21 protein-coding genes are annotated in these 23,425 nt (G+C 63.4%); 7 read left to right on the top strand and 14 right to left on the bottom strand.

The window, feature by feature from the left end; genetic code table 11:
* Positions 1–54 precede the first annotated feature (54 nt).
* Complete coding sequence (locus AC3Z8Y_RS12345) at positions 55–957, top strand: polyprenyl synthetase family protein (RefSeq protein WP_490086013.1); 903 nt, start codon at positions 55–57, stop codon at positions 955–957.
* A 17-nt stretch (positions 958–974) separates the two neighbouring features.
* Here the strand turns inward: AC3Z8Y_RS12345 and AC3Z8Y_RS12340 are convergent, their stop codons facing one another.
* The 5 genes from AC3Z8Y_RS12340 to AC3Z8Y_RS12320 all read right to left on the bottom strand — a co-directional run bounded on the left by AC3Z8Y_RS12340 (position 975) and on the right by AC3Z8Y_RS12320 (position 4,861).
* Positions 975–1,445 (bottom strand): FAD/FMN-containing dehydrogenase, encoded by a 471-nt coding sequence (locus tag AC3Z8Y_RS12340; RefSeq protein WP_490086012.1) that lies wholly within the window; start codon positions 1,443–1,445, stop codon positions 975–977.
* A gap of 78 nt (positions 1,446–1,523) precedes the next feature.
* Positions 1,524–1,715, bottom strand: coding sequence for a carbon storage regulator CsrA (gene csrA, locus AC3Z8Y_RS12335; RefSeq protein WP_181117570.1), 192 nt, complete (start codon positions 1,713–1,715; stop codon positions 1,524–1,526).
* A gap of 284 nt (positions 1,716–1,999) precedes the next feature.
* A complete protein-coding gene (locus AC3Z8Y_RS12330; protein ID WP_181117569.1) occupies positions 2,000–2,230 on the bottom strand; it encodes a hypothetical protein in 231 nt (76 codons plus the stop codon).
* A gap of 14 nt (positions 2,231–2,244) precedes the next feature.
* A complete protein-coding gene (locus AC3Z8Y_RS12325; protein ID WP_490086011.1) occupies positions 2,245–4,068 on the bottom strand; it encodes a glycoside hydrolase family 15 protein in 1,824 nt (607 codons plus the stop codon).
* Positions 4,061–4,861 carry a glucose 1-dehydrogenase gene (locus AC3Z8Y_RS12320; protein WP_490086010.1) on the bottom strand — a complete coding sequence of 267 codons (801 nt, stop codon included), beginning with the start codon at positions 4,859–4,861 and terminating at the stop codon, positions 4,061–4,063. Before AC3Z8Y_RS12320 ends, AC3Z8Y_RS12325 begins: the two co-directional genes overlap by 8 nt.
* 115 nt (positions 4,862–4,976) lie before the next feature.
* Between AC3Z8Y_RS12320 and AC3Z8Y_RS12315 the strand changes: the two genes are divergently transcribed.
* Positions 4,977–5,129 carry a hypothetical protein gene (locus AC3Z8Y_RS12315; RefSeq protein WP_490086009.1) on the top strand — a complete coding sequence of 51 codons (153 nt, stop codon included), beginning with the start codon at positions 4,977–4,979 and terminating at the stop codon, positions 5,127–5,129.
* Between the two features lie 62 nt (positions 5,130–5,191).
* On the opposite strand, the gene AC3Z8Y_RS12310 is transcribed toward AC3Z8Y_RS12315, so the two are convergent.
* Together AC3Z8Y_RS12310 and AC3Z8Y_RS12305 are read right to left on the bottom strand one after the other, a co-directional pair.
* Entirely contained in the window at positions 5,192–6,241 is a 1,050-nt protein-coding gene (locus tag AC3Z8Y_RS12310) for a DNA topoisomerase IB (protein WP_490086008.1), read from the bottom strand.
* Between the two features lie 394 nt (positions 6,242–6,635).
* On the bottom strand, positions 6,636–9,473 hold the full coding sequence (locus AC3Z8Y_RS12305) for an autotransporter outer membrane beta-barrel domain-containing protein (protein ID WP_490086007.1): 2,838 nt from the start codon (positions 9,471–9,473) through the stop codon (positions 6,636–6,638).
* A 148-nt stretch (positions 9,474–9,621) separates the two neighbouring features.
* On the opposite strand from AC3Z8Y_RS12305, the gene AC3Z8Y_RS12300 reads away from it, so the two are divergent.
* The 3 genes from AC3Z8Y_RS12300 (at position 9,622) to AC3Z8Y_RS12290 (ending at position 14,762) form a co-directional block, all read left to right on the top strand.
* Positions 9,622–10,338: a M10 family metallopeptidase C-terminal domain-containing protein gene (locus AC3Z8Y_RS12300; RefSeq protein ID WP_490086006.1), complete on the top strand. Its 717-nt coding sequence runs from the start codon at positions 9,622–9,624 to the stop codon at positions 10,336–10,338.
* A 153-nt stretch (positions 10,339–10,491) separates the two neighbouring features.
* On the top strand, positions 10,492–11,118 hold the full coding sequence (locus AC3Z8Y_RS12295) for a response regulator transcription factor (protein WP_181117564.1): 627 nt from the start codon (positions 10,492–10,494) through the stop codon (positions 11,116–11,118).
* Entirely contained in the window at positions 11,112–14,762 is a 3,651-nt protein-coding gene (locus AC3Z8Y_RS12290) for an ATP-binding protein (RefSeq protein WP_490086005.1), read from the top strand. Before AC3Z8Y_RS12295 ends, AC3Z8Y_RS12290 begins: the two co-directional genes overlap by 7 nt.
* Here the strand turns inward: AC3Z8Y_RS12290 and AC3Z8Y_RS12285 are convergent.
* The 7 genes from AC3Z8Y_RS12285 to AC3Z8Y_RS12255 form a co-directional block, all read right to left on the bottom strand.
* Positions 14,686–15,141 carry a metallophosphoesterase family protein gene (locus AC3Z8Y_RS12285; RefSeq protein WP_490086004.1) on the bottom strand — a complete coding sequence of 152 codons (456 nt, stop codon included), beginning with the start codon at positions 15,139–15,141 and terminating at the stop codon, positions 14,686–14,688. The genes AC3Z8Y_RS12290 and AC3Z8Y_RS12285 overlap by 77 nt on opposite strands.
* A 22-nt stretch (positions 15,142–15,163) precedes the next feature.
* Positions 15,164–16,009: a CopD family protein gene (locus tag AC3Z8Y_RS12280; RefSeq protein WP_490086003.1), complete on the bottom strand. Its 846-nt coding sequence runs from the start codon at positions 16,007–16,009 to the stop codon at positions 15,164–15,166.
* A gap of 104 nt (positions 16,010–16,113) precedes the next feature.
* Positions 16,114–17,085, bottom strand: a complete 972-nt coding sequence (locus AC3Z8Y_RS12275; RefSeq protein WP_490086002.1) for a 2-hydroxyacid dehydrogenase — start codon at positions 17,083–17,085, stop codon at positions 16,114–16,116.
* A 12-nt stretch (positions 17,086–17,097) separates the two neighbouring features.
* Positions 17,098–18,387, bottom strand: coding sequence for an MFS transporter (locus tag AC3Z8Y_RS12270; RefSeq protein WP_490086001.1), 1,290 nt, complete (start codon positions 18,385–18,387; stop codon positions 17,098–17,100).
* Between the two features lie 43 nt (positions 18,388–18,430).
* Complete coding sequence (locus AC3Z8Y_RS12265; RefSeq protein WP_490086000.1) at positions 18,431–19,381, bottom strand: sugar kinase; 951 nt, start codon at positions 19,379–19,381, stop codon at positions 18,431–18,433.
* Positions 19,374–20,153, bottom strand: a complete 780-nt coding sequence (locus AC3Z8Y_RS12260) for an AP endonuclease (protein WP_490085999.1) — start codon at positions 20,151–20,153, stop codon at positions 19,374–19,376. The genes AC3Z8Y_RS12265 and AC3Z8Y_RS12260 overlap by 8 nt, the downstream gene beginning before the upstream one ends.
* A 91-nt stretch (positions 20,154–20,244) precedes the next feature.
* Positions 20,245–21,231 (bottom strand): LacI family DNA-binding transcriptional regulator, encoded by a 987-nt coding sequence (locus tag AC3Z8Y_RS12255; RefSeq protein WP_490089992.1) that lies wholly within the window; start codon positions 21,229–21,231, stop codon positions 20,245–20,247.
* 329 nt (positions 21,232–21,560) lie between these two features.
* On the opposite strand from AC3Z8Y_RS12255, the gene AC3Z8Y_RS12250 reads away from it, so the two are divergent.
* Positions 21,561–22,679: a glycoside hydrolase family 5 protein gene (locus AC3Z8Y_RS12250; protein WP_490089991.1), complete on the top strand. Its 1,119-nt coding sequence runs from the start codon at positions 21,561–21,563 to the stop codon at positions 22,677–22,679.
* Positions 22,680–22,763: 84 nt separating this feature from the next.
* A complete protein-coding gene (locus AC3Z8Y_RS12245) occupies positions 22,764–23,390 on the top strand; it encodes an antibiotic biosynthesis monooxygenase (RefSeq protein WP_490085998.1) in 627 nt (208 codons plus the stop codon).
* The last annotated feature ends 35 nt before the right edge of the window (positions 23,391–23,425 follow it).

Below are 23,425 nucleotides of genomic sequence, written 5' to 3'. Positions count from 1 at the left end.
GCGCGGCCCCTGCGTTTAAACATAGCCGTTTACAGCCATAAAGGATTGCCCCGGATGACGCCCACCCCCCTCGCCGTGCTTGATGACCGCCCAACCTGCGCCTGGGGGCCGCTGCGCCTGTCGGTGGAAGACCGCTTGCAAGCGCTGCTGCCGGAACCTGGCAGCCATCAGGAGCTCCTTGCCATGGCCATGCGCGAGAGCACACTGGCACCGGGCAAGCGCGTGCGCCCTTTGCTATTGTTGCTGGCTGCGCAAGGCCTGGGGGAAACCCGCCCGGCAATGCTGGACATGGCCTGCGCGGTAGAAATGGTGCACGCCGCCTCGCTGGTGCTCGATGACTTGCCGTGCATGGACGACGCACGCTTGCGCCGGGGCCGGCCCACCCTGCACCTGACCTTCGGCGAAGACGTGGCTATTCTCGCAGCCATCGCCTTGCTAAGCCGTGCGTTCGGGCTGCTTGGCGCCGTGGACCTGGAAGCGGACCGCCGCGCAGCCCTGGTAGTGGAACTGTCCCGGGCCGTGGGTAGCCAAGGGCTGGTGAAAGGGCAGTACGAAGACCTGCGCGAGGGGCGGCAAGCTCGCACCGCCGACGCCATCGCGCGCACCAATGAGCTGAAAACCGCAGTGCTGTTCGATGCCACCCTGCAGATGGCGGCGATAGGAGCGGGGGCCTCCCACACGGTACGCAGGGCGCTGGGTGCGTTCGCGATGGAGCTTGGCCAGGCGTTCCAGCTGCTCGATGACCTCCATGACCGCGGCCTACCCGATGCTGCCCTGGGCAAGGATGTGGGCAAGGACGCGGGCAAATCTACCTTGGTAGCGGTGTTGGGCAGCGGGGGGGTGAAACACAGGCTGCGTCAGCATGTGCGAGCCGCTGATCAGTACCTTGGCCAAGTGTACGGGCCTGAGCAGGCCATCCGGATGTTTGTGGCTCAACTGTTCGCGCGCTTCGGTTAACCGCTTCGGGCTACCGGCTATTGGTTCAGGTGCTCCAGCGCCTGGCGTAACTGCGCCGCATCATTGAACTGCTGCTGCGCCTGCAGGGTGCCATCCCGCACGTCCAGCCACTGCACCCCTTCGCGGGCACCTTCATACCGAGGCGCCACCCGGCCGTCCCCGTCCAGCAAAATGCGATAGCGCGCCGAGCGCATGGCAGGGATCGCAAAGGCTCGGGCCACTGTGGGCATATGTTCGATATCAGCGATATAGGCAGTATGCCGGCCTTCCAGATACCCGGATGGCGCTGCATCCAGCGCCGCGTTCACCAGGCGCGCTGCGGCCATGCTGCGCGCCACCAACAACACATGGGTATCGGCATCAAGGGTAAAGGGCCGGTCGAATTGATCGAGCAGTGTCCACGGGGTGATCGGGTCCCCGGGTTGAACCGCCCATGCCGGTACACTGAGCAACCACAATGAAAGGATCAGGGCACCGCGATTACGCATGAAGGGTCCGGGAGGAAGAAGGTGGCCCAGCCGGGCAGAGCCCGGCATGTGCGAGAAACGATAAGCGAAGGCTAAACGTTATTGCCCTGCTTTTTCCGGCGCCGGAGTGCCGGCCTGGATGCGCTTGAAGATCTCTTCACGGTGAACTTGTACATCCTTTGGCGCGTCGATGCCGATGCGAACCTGCATTCCTTTCACGCCAAGGATGGTGATCTTGATATCGTCATTGATGACGATGCTTTCGCCGACCTTGCGGGTGAGTATCAGCATTTAATGCTCCTTGATTCCTTGCTAAATATCCGGCCTTGGTGACGTGCATACACACGCCTTAACTCTAGAGACGCGGATTGGACAATTTAATTCCGTATTTATCCTTCGTCCTATTAAGAAAAGGACTACAAGAGGATTGGTAAAAACGGATGCCAAGTATCGCCTGTAACCCGCTGTGGCGCCTAGCCGGGCAGGCAGTGAAAACGATGAAAACTTGATAAAAACCCTTGGTTTTCTGCTTTCACGGGGGCGCCCGGCTGTGCACGGGCGCCTCCTGGGCCACGCTACTGCGGTTCGAAGGCCTTGGCAGCCTCTACGCCCGCTGAGCTCAGCTTCACCGGATACACCAGTTTGCCTTCCTCTGGGCTGTGGATCAGCCCGCGTTCGCGCAGGTTCTTGATGCACAGTTCAACCTGCTCGGCGCCCCGATGATCATCGAGTATTTCCTTGCCCAGCCCTTGCGGGTGAGCGTGAAGGAGACGGGTGAGTACTACTTTTTCAAGTTCGCTTTGCATCGTCTGGTTCCTCTTTACGGTTGCCAATTACTGCTGTCGCCGCTGAGTTTGCGGTCCAGGAAGGTGGCGGCGCTGATCAGCGCCAAGTGGCTCAGTGCCTGCGGGGTATTACCCAGATGGCGGCCATTACGGTCGAATTCCTCGGCATAAAGGCCAAGAGGGTTTGCATAACGCAGCAGCTGTTCGAATTCCAGGTGAGCCTTGTCCAGCTGGCCCGCCCGTGCCAGGCATTCGATGTACCAGAACGAGCACGCAGTGAACGCGCCTTCATCGCCGCTCAGGCCATCGGTGCCTTCAGTATTACGGTAGCGATACACCATGCCGTCGCGCACCAGGTCACGCTCGATCACGTTCAAGGTGGCCAGCCAACGCGGGTCTGTGGCGCCCACAAAACGAAACAGCGGCATCAGCAACATCGCGGCATCCACTTCGGTGCTGCCCAGGCGCTGCACGAAATGCCCCGCTTCGGCATTCCAGAAGTTGTCCCAGATATCGTGATGGATAGCCTGGCGGGCGGCGTCCCAGCGCTCGAACGGGGCGGGCAGGGAGCGCTTGTAGGCCAGGCGAATGGCGCGGTCCAGCGCCACCCAGCACATCAGCCGTGAGTGCAGGAAGTGCTGCGGCGGGCCGCGCATCTCCCAGATACCCACGTCAGTATCGTGCCAGGCTTCGCAGAGCTGGTTGATAAGCCTTTGGCAATTTTCCCAGCCTTCATGGGAAATGGCCTCTCCATACTTGTTGGCCAGGTACACCGCATCCATCAGCTCGCCATAAATGTCGAGCTGCTTCTGTTCGTAGGCCTGATTGCCAATGCGGACCGGGCGGGAGCCAAGGTGGCCCGCCAGGTGATCAAGGTTGTGCTCGGGAAACTCCTTCTCTCCGGCAATGCCGTACACGATGCGCAAGGGCTCCGGGTCTTTGGAGCAGGAACTGACCCGTGCGCGAACCCAACGAACGAACGCATTGGCCTCATCGCTGAAGCCCAGCCGCATGAACGCATACACAGTGAACGACGCGTCGCGGATCCAGCAATAGCGGTAATCCCAGTTCCGTTCGCCGCCAGGCAACTCAGGCAGGCCGAAGGTGCCCGCCGCAAGAATGCCGCCATGTTTGCGAGACGTCAGTAGCTTGAGCACCAGTGCAGAACGCTCGACGCTCTCGCGCCAACGGCCCCGATAGGTGTTCTTGCGCAACCAGTGCCGCCAGAAGGCCAGGGTTTCCACTAGCAGGCGATCGGCATGCCCCGGGGCCACGCGTTCATCGTCCGCACCACCGAACACGAACTCGGCGCTTTCACCGGCGTGCAGCTGGAATTCAGCGACGGCAGTCTGTTCCGCTAGCCGCAAGGGCACCGATCCGCTGATGCGGACGGGCGGTTGGTTCTCGGCGCTGAACACTATGCCACGCTCGTCAGCGGTGGCGAGGGTATCAGCGCGGCTGTAGTCGTGACGCACCCTGCAGCGCATTCGAATGGTTGCCGCTCCCTGGACCACCGTTACTCGCCGCACCAGCAGCGGCAACGCATCTGCATCAGGGACCACGGGAATCAGGTCGGTGACCTCCACTACGGCGTCGCGGCTGAGCCATCGGGTTTGCAGGATGTTGCTGCCAGGCAGGTAAATCTGCAGGCGCCGCGCGTCCGGCAAACGGGGCGCCAGTTCGAAAATTCCCGCTGCGGGCGTGTCCAGAAGGGCGCTGAACAGCGAAGGGCTGTCGAATTCCGGCCAGCACATGTAATCGATGCTGCCGGTGTCGGCCACCAGGGCCAGCGCCCGCATGTTGCCAATCACGCCGTGGCGCTGAATGGGGACCTGGGCGATCTTGCGCGCGTCATCCATTGTTCCGGAACTCTGGATACAGGCTCATGCCGCCGTCGATGAACAGCGTCGCGCCATGTACGTAGTCGGACAGGTCTGAAGCCAGCCATACGATCGCATTGGCAACGTCGTCGGGGTCGCCCACGCGGCCGTACGGAATGAGCTTCAGCAGGTTGGCCTCGGCGTCGCCCTCGGTGGCCTTTTCGTTGATTGCGGTGCGAATGGCCCCAGGCGCAATGCCGTTGACGCGCACGCGCAGTTCGCCAACTTCCTGAGCGATGGTGCGCATGAGCAGGTCTACCCCACCCTTGGACGCGGCATAGTTGGCGTGGCCCGCCCAGGGGATCACCTGGTGCACGGAGCTCATGTGGATGATCTTGCCGTTCGCGCGGGATACCCACGGCCGCGGGCCCTGGCGGGCGAATTGCCGCAGCGCGGCGCGCGCGCACAGGAACTGGCCGGTCAGGTTCACATCGATGACCTTGCGCCAGTCTTCCAGCCTCATTTCGGCAATCGGTGCGTCCTTCTGCAGGCCGGAGTTGGCCACAAGAATGTCCAGCGCCCCAAATGTGTCTACTGCGGTCGCGAACAGCTTTTCCACGTCCGCCTCATCGCTCACGTCGCCGCCCGCGGCAATGGCCTGGCCACCCTGGTCACGGATAGCCTGCGCCAGGTCCTCGGCAGGTTCGGCGTGGCTATTGTAGTTGATCACTACGGCCGCACCTGCTGCGGCCAGTGCCTTGGCGGCGGCGTAGCCCAGGCCCGAACTGGCGCCCGTCACGAGTGCTACTTGTTTTTCGAGCGAGATGTGCATCCGGGTTTGCCTCATAAACGTCACTCTTATGCGGACTGGCGGCCAGGGCGATGAGTTCAGAGGAAACATTGCGCATGTGCTGTTGCCCAATGCATGAACCGTCCGGAGCATGACCATGAACAAGCAATCGCAACGCGAAGACCTCGATCACAAGCCCGAGCAGGCCGGCGATGTAGGGGAGAAGCACAAGCAGTTGAATCAGCAAGGCGAAGCCCCGCGCCCGATCGACAAGAATGATCCCGGCAAGGGGCCGGCGCCTACGCAGTAGCAGTACGGTGTGTGATCGCGAGCGTCCTGACCCGCAGGTCGCTCGCGATCGGTGGTGGAGGCTCAGCTCGCCTGCTGCACCTGCGCGTCGGCTACCTCGGCGAGGTTTTCCAGGAAAGTCGCCAGCGCAACTTCTTCAAGCCTCAGGCCTTTACGCTGCCTGGGCTTGGGCAGCTTCGCGAGTTCGCCCAACACAAAGCGCTCGAGCACTGCGGGGTGTATGTAGCAACGGCGGCAAACCGCAGGGGTGTTGCCAAGCTGGCGCGCCACGTGTTTGACCATTTCCACGATATGCCGCTTGGCGTCCGGCTCGGGTTGCCAGTGCAGCTCGCGAAGCATGGCCAGCGCCAGTGCGCTGCCGGCCCAGGTGCGGTAATCCTTGGCGGTGAAATCGCTGCCATGCAGCCCGCGCAGGTATTCGTTCACGTCGTGAGAGCTGATGTGGTGGCGCTCGCCATTGTCGTCCAGGTACTGGAACAGGTGCTGGCCAGGCAGGTCCATGCAACGCTTGATGATCCGCGCCAGGCGCTTGTCTTTCAGGCTCACCTGGTGCTCCACGCCGCTCTTGCCGCGGAACTGGAAGGCAATAGCGCTGCCTTTCACCTCCACGTGCTCGTTCAGCAGCGTGGTCAGGCCGTAGGACTGGTTGTCCCGGGCATATTGGCTATTGCCGACCCGGATCAGGGTCGCGTCCAGCAGCGAAATCACGGCCGCCATGACCTTGTTGCGCGACAATCCCGGCGTTGCCAGATGCTCCTCCAACTGGCGCCGCACCCGAGGGAGGCTTTTGCCGAAGGCAAGCATGCGGTTGTACTTGTTCTCGTCGCGCAATTCGCGCCAGCGCGCGTGATACCGGTACTGCTTGCGCCCCCTTGCATCCCGACCGGTCGCTTGCAAATGGCCACGAGCGTCGGGGCAAATCCATACATCCTGGTAAGCGGGCGGTATCACCAGCGCATTGATCCGGCGGATTTCTTCAGGGTCGGTGATGCGCGTTCCATCAGGGCTGAAATACACGAACTTGCCCCTGAGCTTGCGTCGGCGGATACCCGGCTGGCTATCGTCGACGTAATGAAGGTCGGGGGGCAGGGCAGGTACGGCAGTGTCCAACATGAGGAAACATCCTTCGGGGCCTGTCCCATAGACCACAACGCAACTGCCAATGCTCCCTTGAGCGCCCCTCTTCAGGGAATTCGCGGAACCTCTTCCGTTAAGCAGCAGCTCGAAGCGGTCGGCTGGGGCGTCTCCCCAACGTTTTATGTTTGGCAATGCCGGTACAGTCAAAGGGTCTACTGGCCAGTTTTTGCTTTCTTGGGTCCCTCCCCACGAATTGAATCCGGAAACCATAAGCGCAATGCTCATTTCCATGGGGCCCAGGAAATTGCCTTTCTGATCTCGCATAGGAAAGTGACCAGGGGTGACCGAAGAAGATCGGTGCTATCGAAAGGAGGCCTTCGTCGGTCTTGACGGAGTAGATAGCTCCGTTACTGTCTCATAGCGCCTCCTGTCAGAACGGTACCTTCACCGCCACCGTTGCTGCTGCATCGGTGTAGTCGCTTCGCACCTGGGTGCTGTAATTGACTGTCAGCTCCGCGCCGCTCGCCGTTAGCGGGGTGACCAGGCTCAGCCCGCCATGCACCAGCCATTGGCTGGCCTGCTCACTGCGGGTTTCAAACCGCTGGCTGGGGGCGCCGGCAAAGCGTGCGGTGACGTAGTTGGGGTCGTTGAGCAAATCCATGCCCACGCCCAGATCAACCCGCAGGCGGGTGCTATTTGGGCTGAACTGGTGCTCCAGCCGCCCGTCCAGCCCTGCGATCAGCTGGTCCGTCTCCCGGCCATCTACGGTCAGCAGCAGCGGCGCGATGCTGCTCGACCCCTGCTCGCGGTAGCCTTCGTCACGAATGTGGCTGTAGTCCAGCCGCAGCGAGGGGACCACGCGGGTACGTTCGCTGAGGGTATAAGCATGGCCGAGGCTGGCACCGACGGTGGCCACCAGGCTATCGAAATCAGCTTTGGCATCGCCGCTCACGCCGGACAGCGCCAAACTGCGCTCGCCCTGTACGCGGTTGTGGCCGGCGCCGGCATACAGCATGAACTCGGTCTCCGGGGCCAGGGTGTAGGCGCTGTAGCCGGTGAACTGCCACAGGTCCAGCTGGCTGTTCTGGCCGCTGCCCAAGGCATCGCCCTGGGTAGTGCCGTTGGCATAGGCGAATGCCAGGCCCACCCGGTGCGTGGGCGAGACGTGGGTGTCCATGCCGATCATTTGCCCGCTGCTGCCGCTGTTACCGTTGCCTGAACGCCCGTTGGCCAGGCTAGTGAAGGGCTTGGACCACAGGGTAGGGGCCGCCTGAAGGCTTAGGGTTTGGCTGGCAACCGGAACGAGGCGATCTTGCAGCGCCTCGGTGATCTCCCTAATCGCCGCCTGGCTGGCCCGCAGGCTGGCATTGCCCAACGGCAGGGTTTGGGTCAGGGCGCTGGCCACTTCGGCCGTGCTGGTTGCGGACACAAAGTAAGGGGTGAGGGCGCTGGCGCTACCCTTGGCCAGTTGCTGGTCGATTACCCGCGCGGCGGCTGCCGCATGGCCCATGCCCGCGGCCTGCGCAACACCTTGCACACCGTTAGTGGTTTTTGCCGCCAGTGTGAGGTCCAGGGTGTTGCCGTCCTTTATCGCCCCGAAGTTGAACAGGGTGGAGTTGCTGCTGACAGTGAAGGTCCCGTCTGATACCAGCGTACCCGCGCTGAGTACGTCCTGCAGCCGGCTTGCCTCAAGCGGGAGGGTGGCCTGGGTGAGGTCGACATCGATGCGCGCATGGGTGGGAAGGGTAGCCGTACCAGAGACAACCAGCTGACCGTAGTGCGTTGTATCGACGACTTCCGTATGCAGTGCGCCACCCGCCACCTGTTTGAAGTCGCCGGTAATGGTCGAAGGGCCTGGGCGACTGTCGTTAGGCGCCCCCAGCACCACTGTACCGTGGTTGCTGAATGATTTGACCGTCAGGTCATCCTCGGCCAGCAGCCGATAGGTTGCACCTTTGTCCACGTAAAACGGCACGTTCGGCGCATCGACCCAGCCATCAAAGCGGGCATGGTCGCCGACAATATGAACCGAACCCAGAGCCGCGTCTTCGCTGACTCCCAGGGAAGTTATATAGCCGCTGATGGTGCCGCTGTTGATCAGTTTACCTATATGCGCGCCATTGCCGATCCCCATTCCATTGGTAAAACCGGTGACAGCCCCTGCATTGACTAGCACTGGCGCGTGCGCGGTGACAACAGCCCCGCTGCCGCCATCGCCGCCGCCCTCGATAAGTCCATAGTTGTAGATTCCGCCCTTGATAGCACCTGAGATCATAAAGCTGAGAGCGCCAGCCCATATTGACCCGGTGTTGATGAGGCTCCCGCTGATGTTTGCACTCACGCCCGCACCGGAACCGGCCCTAAGGGAGCCGGTGTTGATAAGGTCGCCAGCGATATGGCTGTCCCTGATGTAGGCGTAGTCCAGGGCATCAATAACCCCGGTATTGATGAAACTGCCGCCGATGGTGACGTGGTTGAGAATGAAGGTATTGTCTATCTGGCCGCTATTGATGAAATTACCGCCGAACTCTGCAGTGTCAATAAGCAAGGCAGAGCCAGCGGTCACGGTGCCGCTGTTGTTGAAAGACCCCTGGACCGTGGTTTTTTCGATAACCAACCCATAGTAATGGCCATCAATTGTGCCACTGTTCTTGAAATCGCCCTTGATGAGGTCGCCGGAGAGGTACATCCCCGTATACCCAGCGTCGTCCTTTACCGTCACAGTTCCGGAATTATTGAGGTTATGGTTGATGGTGCTGTCAACGATTGACACCGCCGAGGCGTTGCCCTCGAGGGTGCCGGCGATGGAGAGACTGCCCGCATTGGCAAATGCACCGAGGGTGCTGTTTGATACGGTCACAGCAGAGTGGCTGCCCTTGATCTCACCCAACGTGGTGTTGAACAACGTGCCGCTCAGCCCGGCATTCCCCACCACCACCCCATCGTCACCGGAAATCACCCCGCTGTTGAGCACCTGTCTGGCCGTGGCGCCTTCGCCTAGCGACAACGCAGCGCCGCCCGGTACGCTTAGCGTGCCCTTGCGGGTAACCTGCAGCTGCTCGTCGGCATTGAGCACGCACGCCACATGGCTTACACCATCGAGTACGGTAGTGCGTCGTTCACAGGCCTCTGCTCGGGCGTTTTCGGCGGGTAAGCCGGCCGCCGCCAGTACAATCGCCAGGCTTAGCCGGCACAGGGGCGGGAGCGGGTGGGGACGATGAGGTAACGTGGCCGACTGCCCATTCTGGCCAGGGTGGAGGCTATGCATAGGGCAACCCTGCGCTCGGTAGGTAAGCTTCTGGGTATAGCTGGTGTGCGCTTGAAATCAAAGGCGCCCATCACGCTTTATCGGCAGCAGGCCTCAGCCCGCAGGGCGCCGCACCCGCAGCCATTGGGTAGATCCGCCAGCGCATACCGTGGACGAGGCGGCCGCGGAAATCAGCGACTCTGGCTATAGCATCACCGATCCCAACAATAACGGTACAGTGGCGCTGACATACAGTTTCACTCAGGTACAACCCGCCAACTATGACACCACGCTGGGGCACTTCAGCGCCTTTTCAGCCAATCAGGAAGCGCAGGCTCAACTGGCCATGCGTTCATGGGCAGACGTTGTAAATGTGACCTTCAAGGAAGCGCCCAGCGGTGGCGAGGGCCATCTGTCGCTTGCTAACTTCTCGGCTGACCTCGGTGCAACTGCCTTTGGTTATTACCCTGCAGGGGGTTCGCATGATGGCGATTCCTGGTATCACGTGAGCGCTAACGACCAGGACAATGCTCAGGCAACCGTCAACACTTATGGCGGGCAAGTATTGGTGCATGAACTTGGCCACAACTTGGACCTTTCTCACCCGGTGAATTACGACCTCGAACTCGGTTTCCCCAATGAGTACGCCGAGGCCTCCACCGGCTACACCGTGATGAGCTACCGGGACGAAACCGGGGTGAACATCGAGAAGGCATTCAGCGGCGGGGGCAATGACTACCTGATTGGCAATGATGCTGCAAACGAGCTCAAGGGCAGTGCCGGACATGACCTTATCGCGGGAGGGCAGGGCGCGGACAAACTCTGGGGCGCCGCCGGCGCCGATACCTTCGTGTATTTCGCCGAGGCAGACTCCACCAACCCCTAATGCCGGAGTTCGGTAGGTGACTTGGCCGGACGCTTACACCTCTTCCACCTTTCCTACAACCAGCTCGGACGCGTCCTACAGACTCCTTAAGGCTACTGCCGAATAATCCCTATCCCGTCACGCGATAGGCGGTTATAGCCAAGGAGGTGTCCCATGTACCGGGCAATCATCGTCGACGACCATCCTTTCATACGGGCCAGTGTCAGCCTGTTGCTGGCGCAGGATGGCGTGGACATCGTGGGCGAAACCGACAACGGCCGCCAGGCCCTGCAGATTGCGCGGGAGGCGCTGCCAGACCTTGCAATCGTCGATATCTCCATGCCGTTGCTGGATGGCCTTACGGTGATCCAGCGGTTGCGCAGCCTGCGCTTGCCCACCAAGGTCCTGGTGCTGAGCTCTCTGCCGGCGGAATTCTATTCCCTTCGCTGCATGAAGGCCGGCGCCTGCGGGTTCGTGGCCAAGAACAACGAGCTTGCCGAGCTGCGCAAGGCCGTGCGGGCCCTGCGGGAGGGTTACAGCTACTTCCCCGACGTTACCTACAGCAGCGTGCGGCGCCAGGATTCGCTGCGCACCGAGCGCGAGTGCCTTGCCGAACTCAGCGACCGGGAAATCCTCGTGCTTCATCACCTCGCACGGGGATACACCAACCGCTTGATCGGCCAGCACCTTGCCCTGAGCGCCAAGACCGTAAGCAGCTACAAATACCGCTTGATGGAAAAGCTGGGTGTTCCTTCAGTCGTTGCACTGGCGGAAATCGCCCGGAGGCATCAATTGTGTTGATCTCAAGGCGCCACTCGACCCGGCGGGCAGTACTGCTTGGCCTCGCACTCGTGGCCTGCCTGGCCGTTCCGCTGGCGTGCGCCGAACAGCCGGCGTTGCATTCCCGGCTGGCCGCGGGCACCGAAGCCATCGCCCGGCTTGAACTGCCGGATGAAGACAGGCGCTGGCTCTGGCGCAGGCGGGTGTTAAAGGTTGGGGTTACGCGGCCCGACACCCCGCCCTTCGATCAGCTCGGCAATGGTCAGCACTATGAGGGCGTCAGTGCCGAGTACATACGTCTGCTGTCCGAACAGTTGCACCTTGAGGTGCGCATCCAGGCCTATGCCGAGCGCAGCGCCGCAGTGGCAGCGCTGCGAGCCGGCGACGTCGACATGCTGACCTCCGCCTACGCCGAAGAAGCCGACCTGCCGGGGCTTGTCCGCAGCCGGCCGTATGCCGCGGACGAGCCCGTGCTAGTGCGGCGCGCCGACCGCCTCCCCGAGCAGCGCGGCGGGACCATTGCCATCCCCGAGGGCTACGTGAGTGAAGCGGAGCTGGCCGAGCTGGCGCCTGACTATCAACCGGCAGCGGTGCCTTCGCTGCTCAACGGCCTGGCGGCGGTTGCGGTGGGGCAGGTAAACGCGGCGCTGGGCAATGCTCCAGCGGTCGCGGCGCAGCTGGCGCAAAGCCCGTTGTCCGGGCGCGAACAAGTCAGTTTCCTGCCACCGCGGCCAAGCGGCGTTGCCTTCCTTCTGCGCGCCAGCGACACGCGCCTGGCCGGGCTGGTCAACGCGTGCCTTGCCAGCGCCCCTGCCGTGTGGCGCAAGGAGGTCACTGACACCTGGGGCCGCGGCGCGGCGCGGCTCAGTGAAGCGTCCACGCTGACGTGGACCGCCGAGGCCCGGCGCTGGATGGACGCTCACCCACGCGTGCGGGTTGGTTATCTGCGTGAATTCGCGCCGCTGAGCTTTCAAAACGCCCAAGGCCAATTCAGTGGCCTGGCTGCGGACCTCCTGGCGCGTATCGGCCAGCGCACCGGGCTTGCGTTCGAGCCTGTTCCGCTAACATCCCATGCTGCCCTGGTGGCGGCGCTGGAGCACGGAGAAGTGGACCTCGCCGCCGCCATGGCCTCGGACGCGGAGGCGCAGGGTAGCCTGCGCCTCACCCGGGCATGGCTGAGTACCGTACCGGTGCTGGTAAGCAACGGCAGGTCGCAGCGCGCCGAGGGGCTGGCCGATTGGGAGGGGCAGGTCGTTACTGTACCGGCCTCCCTGGCGTCGACCCCTACGTTGGCAGCCCGCTGGCCGAATGTCCGGTGGGAAGAAACCGCCACGGCCCGCGATGCCCTGGATTCGATCACGGCGGGCCATGCTCGGGCGGCGGTGCTGCCTTACGAACAGGCACGCGCCATGCTGGCGGGCAGCCCAGAGAAATCCTGGCGCATCGGCAGCGTGTTGCCGCTGCCGCCGCGGCGGTACGGGTTTGCAGTGGCCTATGGGCAACAGGCCTTGCCGGCCATACTTGACCAGGCATTACTAAGCTTCGAGCCCGCAGTACTAGACACCATGGCCCGCCGTTGGCGCAGTGAAATTCACGTGGAACCAGAGTGGCCCACGCAGGCGAGGTGGCTGGTCCCGGCCTTTGCCGTGGCGGGAGCGATGCTGCTGCTGGCCGTGGTGTGGATTCGCCTGTTGCGGCGACAGGTACGCCGGCGCAGGGCCGCCGAGCAGGCACTAACCGATCAGCTGGAATTCGTGCGCGTGATGATCGACGGCACCCCGCATCCGGTGTACGTACGCAGCCGTGGAGGATGCCTGCTGGACTGTAATGCCAGTTATTTGCTCGCACTCGGGGTAGAGCGCGGCGCGGTGATCGGGCAAAGGGTCACGCGCATACCCCTGGCCCACGACCAGGCGGCCGAATACGAAGCGCTGTACCTCCAGGTGATCGCCGACGGGCAGCCTATCGTCGAAGATCGGCAGCTCCGCCTGCGTGATGGCCGCGAACTCACCGTGTTCCACTGGATCCTCCCGTACCGCGACAGCAGCGGCAACATCATGGGCCTGATCGGCGGGTGGATCGACATTACCGAGCGCCAGCGTCTGTATGATGCCTTGCAGGCCGCCAAGGAAGAGGCCGACTCGGCCAATCGGGCCAAGTCCCGCTTCCTGGCCACGGCCAGCCACGAGATACGCACGCCGATGAACGCGGTTCTGGGGATGCTGGAACTGGCACGGCGTAAAGCCGAGACCGGCGAGCTGGATATGCTGGCGCTGAGGGTGGCGTCCGAGTCCGCGAGCGGCCTGCTGGAGCTGCTCAACGATATCCTGGACATCAGCCGTATCGAGTCCGGGCACCTGAACCTCAATCCCCGGCCCGTGGAAGTGGATGCACTGACGCGTCAGGCCGTGCAGCTTTACCAGGCACGGGCGCGGGAGAAATCCCTGCAGCTGGAGCTTACCGTTCAGCAGGATACGAGATGGGGCGTAGTACTTGACCCCCTGCGTTTTCAGCAGGTGCTGGGCAACCTGCTCAGCAACGCCATCAAGTTTACCCGTCAGGGGCGGGTGAATGTACATCTGACGGCAGAGCCCGCACACAACGAGCTCGTTATAAGGCTGGTGGTGCAGGATACCGGCATCGGTATTCCCAAATCGGACCTGCGCCGCCTCTGCCAACCTTACCAACAGGCCGGCAACCATCAGTTGTCGGGCCGCACAGGGGCCGGGCTGGGGTTGTCCATCAGCCATCATCTGTGCCGGATGATGGGGGGCGGGCTGGAGTTGTCCAGCCGGGAAGGCGAGGGCAGCCGAGTGGAAGCCTGCCTTCGGCTGCCGCGTTGCAATGTTGAAACGCCAGCCCCGCCCAGCACCCTGGCCGCCAGTACGCAGGCGCCCATCAGCGTGTTGGTGGTGGACGACCACGAGCCCAATCGTTTGCTGCTCGCTCAACAGCTCAGTTACCTGGGCCACCGCGTGACCGTGGCGGAGGACGGCGCGAACGGCCTGCGGGAATGGTGCAGCCATCGAGGCTTCGACGCGGTGATCTGTGATTGTGAAATGCCGGGGATGGATGGCTACGACCTGGCGCGTGCCATTCGCCTGGAGGAACAGCGCAAGGGGTTACGGCGCTGCCGCCTGCTAGCGTGCACTGCGGATACCAGCGGTGACCAGCGCGACCGCTGCCGTGAAGCCGGCATCGACGAGTGTCTAGGCAAACCCCTGGGGCTGGAAGCGCTGGCGGCCGCGCTTGCGCCAGCATTGCCAGCGACCGTCACGGGGCCCACGGCGCGCGCTCATGACAGCCCGGAGGCACTGCTAAGCCTGGCCGGAGGCTGCGTGACCTCGGCTCGCCGGTTACGAGACAGCCTTTTACAAGCGCTTGCACAGGATTACCAGCGGCTGCAGGGCCTCACCACAGCCTCGCCGGAACTCGACGACGTGGTACACCGGGTGAAGGGCGGGGCACGTATCGTGGGCGCTGCAGCGCTGGTCGATCGCTGTGAGGCCATGGAACGTGGCGAAGCGACGCTCCAGGGGTTGCTGGCGGAGATGGCCGGGCTTCAGCAACATCTGCGCGGTATGACCTTCAGCCCAGAGGGACGAGCCGGGCGTGCGGCCCCGCTGGGGTCGGCTCAAGCAGCGCGACCGAAACCGGCAGCTTGAACCGCCGCGGCCCCGCACTGCCCGGGTTGATGTGCAAGGCGCCGTCCCTGTGCGCGATCAGCGGCTTGTGGGAGTGGCCGGTCACTACCACGTTGGCCGCACCGGGCACCGGCGAGGGCACGTCGGCCAGTTCATGGGTGAGGTAGATCCGCAGCCCACCAAGGTCGAGCAACAAGTGATCCGCGAGGGCATCGGCCCAGGGCAAGCCCCGGTCGTTGTTGCCACGCACCACGCTGAGCGGGGCAATGGCACGCAGCCGATCGAGAATCTCCGGCTTGCCAATGTCCCCGGCATGAATCAGGTGATCGCAGCCCTGCAGCGCCGCCAGGGCTTCCGGGCGTAACAAGCCATGGGTGTCCGCGATCAGGCCGATCTTCATGGGTGCCTCGTGAGTTCAGTTTTCAGAGGGACGGCGGTAGCGTTCCGAGCCAGGCCACTGCCAGCAGCGCCACCAGCCCACATAGCCATTCGAGCCCCAGCGTGAGCCTCAGGTTCGCTTCGCGCGCTCGCAGGGCATGCGCACGGTGCCACAGCGCAAGCGCCAACATCCCTGCGACCGCCGCCAGCTTGATCCATAACACCGTGGCAAAGGGGCTTGCCCCCGGCAGGAGTGTGCCGGTGATTGCCCAGAGGTTGAGCAGGCCGGTAATGGCGATCACCCCAACCATCGGCAGGCCGTAGCGGCCAAAATCAAGTGCCAGCGCGCCCGGCCGCAAGCCCCGGGGCTGCACGGCAATCCAGCCCAGTAACAACAACGCCCCGACCCATCCGCCCGTGGCGGCCAGGTGCAGCAGCTGGTTGAGCGCGAGCAGTGTGCCCGCAACGCCGCTCAACATCCCGGTGTGGCCCACCGGAGCAAGCGTGGCGATAGCCAGCACAGACAGCGCAATCGCGGGCAACGGCGAGCGTTGGCCTGGCAACCGCCACCAGATCAATTGCAGCAGGCAGATGATTACATGTGCGGCCCATATGCGGCCAAAGGCGGTCTCGAACAATACCGTGCGCAGCGTGGCGGGTTGAATGCCGCTGTGCCAGTCGCCCGCCATGCCGGCGCTGGCCGCGAGCAGCCAACCCACTGCGCTGAGAAATGCCAGTAACGCCACCAGGCACAGGACCGGGTCCATGCGCTGGCGAAGGGCGGGCAGCTGCGGCGTACCTGCCAGGAGCAGGGGCCTGAATACGCTGACACCGAACAGGCTCAGCACCGCGAAATAGTGAAAAAAACGAAGTACAACCAAGGCAGTCATGGCAAGGGGGTGTTCCGCAGGCAAGAAGGCCGGCCAACGCAAGGCCGGTGGGGCGCGCTACTTTAGCAGCCAGCGCTCCCCTGGCCAAACTGCGGGCCTTGCGTTCAGCGCTGCGGCTGGTTGGCGGGGTTGAGCGCCGGTTGCCCTGACAATACCGCCAGAAGGTTATCGACGGCACATGCGGCCATGGCCTCCCGGGTTTCGTCAGTGGCCGACCCGATATGTGGGGTAGCGACCACATTGTCCATCCGCAACAAGGGTGAGTCAGGGCTGACAGGTTCCTGACTGAAGACGTCCAGCCCGGCCCCACGCAGTTGGCCCTGCTCCAGTGCGGCGATCAGCGCGGGCTCATCCACCACGGGGCCCCGGGCAATGTTGATCAGAATCGCGCCCGGCTTCATCAGCCCCAATTCTCGCTCGCCAATCAGCCCCCGGGTTGCGTCGGTCAGCGGCAAGGTCAGGCATACGAAATCCGCGCCGCGCAGCAAATCGTCCAGGGAACAGTGCCGGGCACCAAAGCGGCGATCAACTTCAGGGCGCGGCCGGTGGCTGTGATACAGCACGGGCATGTTGAAGCCGAAGTGCCCGCGCTGTGCCAAGGCCTGGCCAATACGCCCCATGCCCACAATGCCCAGGGTTTTTCCATGCACGTCGGTGCCGAAGTGCGCCGGCCCCAGGCTGGCCCGCCATTGCCCGTCGCGTACCCAGCGCGCCAGCTCGACCACACGCCGCGCCGTGGCCATCAACAGCGCAAAACCGGTGTCGGCGGTGGTTTCGGTCAGCACGTCCGGCGTATGGGTAAGCTGGATGCCCCGGCAAGTGAGTGCCGCCACATCGTAGTTGTCGATGCCCACGGACACGCTGGAAATCACCTCCAGCTGGGGTGCCAGATCAAGCAGCTCACCATCAATTCTCAGGCTGGCACCGAGTAGCCCATGGGCGGTGGGCAGGGCGTCACGCAGGGCGGCATAGCCTGCCCCCTTCACATCATCGATCACGGTGACCCTGGCAGCGGCCCGCAATCGTTCCATCAGGGGCGCGGACAGCTGCTTGTAAACCACGACATGCTTGTTCATCAGGTTGCCTTCTTACACGTGAGCAGTTCGAGCGGCCACGCGGGTGGGCCGGGTTTTTACATCGCGGGTACGCAGGCACAGCGTGAGCACTGCCGAGATCGCCAGGGCCGCGCTCATGAACAGGTACGACGCCGAAGGGCTACCCGTGCTGCCATTGAGGTAGCCGACAATCCAGGAGCCGGCGAACGAACCCAGGGCGCCCATGCTGTTGATCAACGCCATCGCGCCACCGGCTACATTGCCTGGGAGAATCTCGGGCACGATGGCAAAGAACGGCCCGTAGGGCGCGTACATGCAGGCCCCGGCGAAAGTGAGCAGTGCATAGGACCACCAGAAATGCGTGCTGCCCAGCGCGTAAGACCCATAGAACGCCAGGGCGGCGAGCAGCAGGGGCGGCCACACGAAGTGCTTGCGCTTCTGCAGCTTGTCCGAGCCCCATGAGCACAGGATCATCGCGATGACAGCGGCAAGATAAGGCAGGGCCGACAGCCAGCCGGCCTGAACCATGTCCATTTCCTGGCCTTTCTTGAGGATGGACGGTAGCCAGATCACGAACCCGTAGACCCCGATGCTCCAGCAGAAGTACTGCACTGACAGCAGGATCACCTTGGGCGAACGGAACGCCTCGGCGTAGTTCTTGACCGGCTTGAAGCCTTGCTGTTCGGCTTCCAGGGCGCTTTCCAGGGCTTCGCGCTGCGGCACGCTCAGCCACTTGGCCTGAGCCGGGCGCTCATCGGCGAGCTTCCACCATATGAAGGCCCAGATCACCGCTGGCAGGCCTTCGATGATGAACATCCAGCGCCAGGAGTAGTGCTGCACCAGATAGCCGGATACGACCGACATCCACAGCATGGTTACCGGGTTGCCGAGGATCAGGAAGGTATTGGCGCGGGACCGTTCGGCACGGGTGAACCAGTGGCACAGGTACACCAGCATGGCGGGCATCACCACGGCTTCGACTACGCCGAGAAGGAAGCGAATGGCGATCAGCCAATAGGCGTCGGTGACCACACCCGTCAGGCTGGCAAGCCCGCCCCAGAGAATCAGGCTGGCAAAGATCAATTTCTTCACGCTGCGCTTTTCGGCATAAATCGCGCCGGGCACCTGGAAGAAAAAATACCCGAGGAAGAACAGCGCGCCCAGCAGCGATGACATGCCGGGTGTGATGTGCAGGTCTTCGGCCATCCCTGACGCGGCGGCAAAGCCATAGTTGGCGCGGTCCAGATACGCCAGGCTGTAGGTGATGAACACCACCGGCATCAGGTACCACCAGCGACGGCTGGCCAGTTTCAATGCACTCATGATCACACTCCACTTATTGTTGTAGGTCGGTGTATTCCAGCGACTAGCCTTGCAGTTGCGCCCGCGCAGCCTGTAGCTGCTCCAGCCTGGGCAGGCCTTCCATATCGCCGGGGCTTTGAACGGCCAGGCTGCCGATCCAGTTGCCACGGCGCACGGCCTGGGCAAAACCCTGGCCCTCGAGCAGCGCGCTGATCACGCCCACGGCGAACCCGTCGCCAGCACCCACGGTGTCCACCACGCGTGCTACCGGGAACCCTGCCACCATGCCCTCGGCCTGGGCAGTACGGTAATAGGCGCCTTCGGGGCCCAGCTTGATGGCCACGGCCTCCACACCATGGTCCAGGTACCAGGCAGCGATGTCGGGAGGGTTTTCACGCCCTGTCAGCAGGCGGCCCTCGGCCAACCCCGGGAGCACCCAGTGGGCCTGGCAGGCGAGGTGGTTGATGCTGTCGATCATGGTGCGCTCGTTGGGCCACAGCGATGGCCGCAGGTTAGGGTCGAACGACACGCTGCGCCCGCGTTCACGCATCTGTGCAATCAGGTAGCCCGAAAGTTCGTGCGCGTCGGCCGACAAGGCCGGAGGAATGCCGGTGGCGTGCAGGTGCCGCGCCTGCAGTAAAGAGGGGTCTACGTCTGCCATGCTCATGGCGCTGGCCGCCGACCCACGGCGGAAATACTCGACGGCGGGGTCGCGGCCGTCGGCTTCGCTGGATTTGAGCTGGAAGCCGGTAGGGCGATGTGGGTCGGTGCGCACGAAGCGGCAGTCCAGGCCTTCGGCCACCAGGCTATCCACGACAAAGCGGCCGAAGGAATCCGCTCCCGTGCGGCTGAGCCAGGCCACGTTCAGCCCCAGGCGCGCCAGGCCAATGGCAACGTTACTGTCAGCACCGGCGATGCGCTTGTGAAAACGCCCGACCTTAGCCAGGTCGCCATATTCATCGGCCACGAACATGGCCATGGTTTCGCCGAAACCGAGGATGTCGTAGTCAGGCATGGGTGGCCTCCCGCTGAGTGCCCAGCGCTGCCAGTTCACTGACCCGCTGTTTCACAACGCCGGCAAGGTCATCGCCCTGCAGGGGGTATTCGATAGCACGTACGATGCCGGCCGGGAAACGCCGCAGCAGGCTGGCCCAACTCGACAGGTCGCGTGCCTCTGGCGGCACCGCCACCAACTTGCCCGCAGGGCTCAGGCGCACTGCCTTGCAATGCAGGTACTCCACGTACTGGCCTAGCTGGCCTGCGGCCCCGAGGGCTGATTGTGCCTGCCATTGCCAGTTGCCAATGTCGAAGGTCATCCCCACCGGAACGCCGCGTACCCGGGCCGCAGCAAAGAACTGAACCAGCGGTTCAATCCGGCCGCCCTGGGCGGTCTGGTCGTTTTCGACCAGTAACCGCACCGGGGAATCCTTGAGCAGCGCAGCCAGCGCCTTGAGGTCTGCATTGGGCGTGAAATGGCCTAAAGAGGTCTTGAGCCAGATCGCGCCGGCGCGCTGCGCGGCCACCAACACCTCGGTAAGGGCGGGGTTGGGGTAGTTGGTGTCTGGCTGCCATACCTCGAGCGGCGAGGAGTACACCAGCGTCAGCCCTAGCTCGGCCGCAAGGCTGGCATAGGCGGGCAGGTCCGGGTTGGCCTCCAGCAGCTCCTCTCGCAGCTCTACATGGGTGGCACCGGCGTGGGAAAGCAGTTCGAAACAGGGCGCCTGCCCGCGACTGCGAACGTATTCCGCGCCGAAGCTGGACAGGCTGATGGAAACGGGCTGATGCATTATTGTTATCCTCTGAAACCGGTTTCATTTCGTAGTACGACGCGTTGGCCGGGTACTCGTTCCCACCCGCGGCGCGCCTTGTTCGTTGAGTTTAGCTGCGTTGCCGGGGGGTGGATCCACGCACGACCAACTGTGCAGGAAGGTCAATCTGCCTATTGGGCCCCGGATCGCCCCGCAGCCGGCGTACCAGGCAGTCAAAGGCGGTACGGCCGATGGCATCCGTGGGCTGTGCAAGGGCGGTAATCCCGCTGCCTACCAAGGGGTACCAGTCCAGGTCATCCAGGGCAATAAGCCCCACATCCTCGAACAGCCGGGCCCCGGCTTCGCGCAGGGCAAACGTGGTGGCGAGCGCGGCTACGCCATTGGCGCAAAACACCGCCTTGGGCCCGTGGTCACCGGCGCCAAGAAAGCGGGCGAGGGCGCCTTGCAGGTCGGGGCCGGTTTGCATCACGTGGCCGCGCACCCCTGCCGAACTGGAAACGACAGCATCGAAGGCGGCGCGGCGTTCGCTGCGCGAGCTGGCACCTTCCGCCGGTTCCATGACCAGCGCGAGGTCCCGATAACCCTGCTCCAACAGGTGCTCAAGAGCCATGTTCACGGCGCCGGCGTTATCGAGCCCTACCAGGTCGGTACCGAGGGCCTCCAGCTTGCGGTCCACCAGCACGATGGGCATGTCGCTCTGCAACGCTCGAAGTTGCTCGGGATGGCGCCCAAGGGTGTTAACGATCAGCCCTTCAATGTTGTAGGCATGCAGCGCTTCGAGCTGTCGCGCTTCCTGGTCCGGGTCGCGGTCGGTGTTGCACACCACAAGGCTGTAGCCGTGTTGTCGGCAGGCGGTTTCCACACCGTGCATCACCGCGATGGAATAGGGGTTGCGGATATCGGCCATCAACATGCCGATGAGGCGGGTGCGCCCACGTTTGAGGCCGCGGGCCATCTGGTTGGGGCGGTAGCCGAGGCTGGCAATCGCGGCTTCGATCCGCTGGGCAATGCCCTCGGACAGCAAGCCGCGGTCCTCGCCGATGAACCGGGAGACGCTTGCCTTGGAAACGCCAGCGTGGCGAGCGACGTCGTGCATGGTTACACGGCGTGCGGGAGAAGAACCATTCACAGGCCTGTCATCCTTTTGTGTTTGTTCAGGACAGGTTGAAACCGGTTTCAGGAAACCGCATTCCGCAAGGTCCGTCAAGCCGCCGTTGGTCGATGGTTTGGGTTCCGCGTTGCCCAGGGGAGATATTTCCCTCTTTCCCACAAGCGTTTCAGCGGCGTCCTGCATCCCTGGCCTCAGGTGTTTTGTACAGTCAGCGCCCCTGCATCCCTTCGACAGGCATTCCCGTGCGCAAAGCGATCTTTCTGGCCATCGCCCTGCTGTGGCCCACCAGCCCCGGCCTCTGGGCCGCCGACCTCATGGCCTTCTGGGCAACGCCCCAGCGAGGCGCCAACAGCTTCAACCGATTGCCGCCCGGGCAGGGCTATTTCGAGGCCCTTTCCGCCACAGGCGCCACCTGGGTGCGCCTGGCCTACGACAAGTGGCCGGCAGGGCAGGTGGATTTCCTTATGGGCAACGCGGATGGCTACAAGGGCCTCACCAACGCCGACCTGCAAACCCTCATCGGTACGCTCGACCGCGCTCACCAGGCCGGGCTGAGGGTGGTGATCGCGCCGCTCTCGCTGCCCTTGATGCGCTGGTCCCAGAACAACGGCGGGCGCTTTGACGACCGTTTATGGGCCGCTACCCGCAACTGGCGCGCCGCCACCACGTTCTGGCAAGATCTGGCGCGCGCGTTACGCGATCACCCTGCTGTCGCGGGATACAACCTGATCAATGAGCCCGCGCCGGAGCGTCAGGGCGGGCTGGCCGAACACGCGCCCCAGGCAGACGGGCATGCCTGGTACGCCACCAGGCAAGGCACCGGCCGCGATCTGCCGGCCTTCTATGCGCAGGTGGTGAAGGCCATACGCGAAGTAGACCCGCACACACCCATCATGGTCGACGCCGGGTGGTATGCCGCCGCCGACAGTTTCGGCTATTGGCCAGTGCCCCTGGCTGACCCCAACGTGTTGTATAGCGTTCACATGTACGAACCGTGGAAGGCCACCAGCGACCCGTCCATGTTCAACCGGCCATTGCATGCCTACCCAGGGCTGGCACCGTTCGCCGAGCACCAGCAATTCTGGGGCAAGGCACGGGTGGCGGATTACCTGGGCAGTTTCACCGGCTGGGCCCGGCGCGTTGGGGTACCACCGCAGCAGTTGGTGCTGGGCGAATTCGGATGCCTGCGAAGGTGGCCGGGGTGTGGGGGGTACCTCACCGATGTGCTGGAGGTTGCGGAACAGTCCGGGTTGCACTGGGCCTTCTACGCTTTCCGGGAGGACGCTTGGGACGGGATGGATTACGAGCTGGGTACCCGGCCCGTGCCCTGGGCCTATTGGAAAGCGATCGAGGCCGGCGCGCCGGATCCCTTGGCCCGCCCAGGCAGCCCCTTGTTCGAGATCATTCAGCGTCGGCTGAAACCGGCCGGGTAGAAAGCCAAAGGCAGCACGCCCGTACAATCCTGCAGAGGGCCAGAGTTTCACACTGGTGGTTTTCACGTATCAGGAAACGCCCTCATGGTCGACCAACCCTTGCCTCTGCAAGAGCCCTCTGCCGAGCCACTGCAAGCGCCTGCAGTGCCGGGGCCAGCCGGCCCCAACAGTGTGGTTACGCTGGTAATCAACCACAAGGTCCGGCCTGGCCAGCAACCTGCGTACGAGGCCTGGCTCAAACGCACAGTGAAAGCGGCGCGGGGGCAACCGGGGCACCTGGGTGTAAACGTGATACGGCCCGCCGCCGATAGCCAGGTGTTCACGTCCGTGCTGCGCTTCGCCAGCGCCGAGCAACTGCAAACCTGGATCGACTCTGGCGAACGGCAGGGGCTGGTCGCAGAAGTGCTGCCACTGCTGGAGGATGGCGACCACCCCCTGGTGCACAGCGACGCGGAATTCTGGTTTACCCCGGTTCGCGGCGCTGGCCCGCAGCCCCCGAAATGGAAGCAGGCAGTGATCAGCTATGCCGTGATCCTGCCACTGTCCATCGTTATTCCCATGCTGTGGCGGCCATTGTTCCAGCGCTATCCCGAACTGGGCGGCACGCTGCCGAGCAACATGTTGATCACGGCGTGCATTGTGGGGCTTGTGGTGTTCGTAATCATGCCGCGGGTCACCCAATGGTGCGCTCGCTGGCTCAGCAAGGGCTAAGCGGCCGATATAAAACGAACCCGGCCATCCGATAG

The organism is Pseudomonas sp. 3MAES_34.3B, assembly GCF_058145875.1.
The sequence above is the reverse complement of the archived record's forward strand: the minus strand, read 5'-3'. Positions and strand labels throughout refer to the sequence as shown.

Excerpts from the sequence above, each read along its gene's own strand:
- AC3Z8Y_RS12265 (WP_490086000.1), bottom strand. The coding sequence starts at position 19,381 with ATGCCTGACTACGACATCCTCGGTTTCGGCGAAACCATGGCCATGTTC.
- csrA (WP_181117570.1), bottom strand. The coding sequence starts at position 1,715 with ATGCTGATACTCACCCGCAAGGTCGGCGAAAGCATCGTCATCAATGAC.
- AC3Z8Y_RS12330 (WP_181117569.1), bottom strand. The coding sequence starts at position 2,230 with ATGCAAAGCGAACTTGAAAAAGTAGTACTCACCCGTCTCCTTCACGCT.
- AC3Z8Y_RS12340 (WP_490086012.1), bottom strand. The coding sequence starts at position 1,445 with ATGCGTAATCGCGGTGCCCTGATCCTTTCATTGTGGTTGCTCAGTGTA.
- AC3Z8Y_RS12270 (WP_490086001.1), bottom strand. The coding sequence starts at position 18,387 with ATGAGTGCATTGAAACTGGCCAGCCGTCGCTGGTGGTACCTGATGCCG.
- AC3Z8Y_RS12305 (WP_490086007.1), bottom strand. The coding sequence starts at position 9,473 with ATGCATAGCCTCCACCCTGGCCAGAATGGGCAGTCGGCCACGTTACCT.
- AC3Z8Y_RS12310 (WP_490086008.1), bottom strand. The coding sequence starts at position 6,241 with ATGTTGGACACTGCCGTACCTGCCCTGCCCCCCGACCTTCATTACGTC.
- AC3Z8Y_RS12275 (WP_490086002.1), bottom strand. The coding sequence starts at position 17,085 with ATGAACAAGCATGTCGTGGTTTACAAGCAGCTGTCCGCGCCCCTGATG.
- AC3Z8Y_RS12285 (WP_490086004.1), bottom strand. The coding sequence starts at position 15,141 with ATGAAGATCGGCCTGATCGCGGACACCCATGGCTTGTTACGCCCGGAA.
- AC3Z8Y_RS12260 (WP_490085999.1), bottom strand. The coding sequence starts at position 20,153 with ATGCATCAGCCCGTTTCCATCAGCCTGTCCAGCTTCGGCGCGGAATAC.
- AC3Z8Y_RS12325 (WP_490086011.1), bottom strand. The coding sequence starts at position 4,068 with ATGGATGACGCGCGCAAGATCGCCCAGGTCCCCATTCAGCGCCACGGC.
- AC3Z8Y_RS12295 (WP_181117564.1), top strand. The coding sequence starts at position 10,492 with ATGTACCGGGCAATCATCGTCGACGACCATCCTTTCATACGGGCCAGT.
- AC3Z8Y_RS12320 (WP_490086010.1), bottom strand. The coding sequence starts at position 4,861 with ATGCACATCTCGCTCGAAAAACAAGTAGCACTCGTGACGGGCGCCAGT.
- AC3Z8Y_RS12250 (WP_490089991.1), top strand. The coding sequence starts at position 21,561 with ATGGCCTTCTGGGCAACGCCCCAGCGAGGCGCCAACAGCTTCAACCGA.
- AC3Z8Y_RS12245 (WP_490085998.1), top strand. The coding sequence starts at position 22,764 with ATGGTCGACCAACCCTTGCCTCTGCAAGAGCCCTCTGCCGAGCCACTG.
- AC3Z8Y_RS12255 (WP_490089992.1), bottom strand. The coding sequence starts at position 21,231 with ATGCACGACGTCGCTCGCCACGCTGGCGTTTCCAAGGCAAGCGTCTCC.
- AC3Z8Y_RS12280 (WP_490086003.1), bottom strand. The coding sequence starts at position 16,009 with ATGACTGCCTTGGTTGTACTTCGTTTTTTTCACTATTTCGCGGTGCTG.
- AC3Z8Y_RS12345 (WP_490086013.1), top strand. The coding sequence starts at position 55 with ATGACGCCCACCCCCCTCGCCGTGCTTGATGACCGCCCAACCTGCGCC.
- AC3Z8Y_RS12315 (WP_490086009.1), top strand. The coding sequence starts at position 4,977 with ATGAACAAGCAATCGCAACGCGAAGACCTCGATCACAAGCCCGAGCAG.